1 pseudogene is annotated in these 527 nt (G+C 75.1%); it reads left to right on the top strand.

Going from position 1 to position 527, the window contains the following annotated elements:
• Window positions 1-527: pseudogene (locus FV228_RS32345) on the top strand (glycosyl transferase); the annotation flags it as partial.

Below are 527 nucleotides of genomic sequence, written 5' to 3'. Positions count from 1 at the left end.
CTGGCGCTGCTCGGCGCCGTGGACGACCTGCGGCCACTGCCGGCCGGCCTGCGGCTCGCCGTTCAGGCGGGCGTGGTCGGCGTGTTGGTCTGGCACCTCGACGGCCGTCTGGTGCCCGGGGCGCCCCTGTGGCTCGAGCGCGGCCTCGCGCTGCTGGCCGGGATCTGGTTCGTCAACCTGACGAACTTCATGGACGGGCTCGACTGGATGACGGTGGCCGAGATCGTCCCGGTCTCCGGCGCGCTGCTGCTGCTCGGGCTCGCCGGATACCTGCCGGCGCTGCCGGCCCTGGTGGCGGGCTGCCTGCTCGGGGCGATGCTGGGCTTCGCACCGTTCAACCGGCCGGTGGCAAGCCTCTTCCTCGGCGATGTCGGCTCGCTGCCGGTCGGCATCGTCACCGCCTGGCTGCTGTGCCAGCTCGCCCTGGCGGGGGGGCTCGCCGCGGCGCTGCTGCTGCCGCTCGCCTACCTCGCCGACGCCAGCCTGACGCTCGCCGCCCGCGCCGCACGGGGCGAGCGGGTCTGGGA

This window comes from Methylobacterium sp. WL18, from assembly GCF_008040015.1.
In the GTDB taxonomy this organism is placed as follows: Bacteria; Pseudomonadota; Alphaproteobacteria; order Rhizobiales; family Beijerinckiaceae; genus Methylobacterium; species Methylobacterium mesophilicum.
This window is presented reverse-complemented; position numbering and strand designations above follow the sequence as displayed.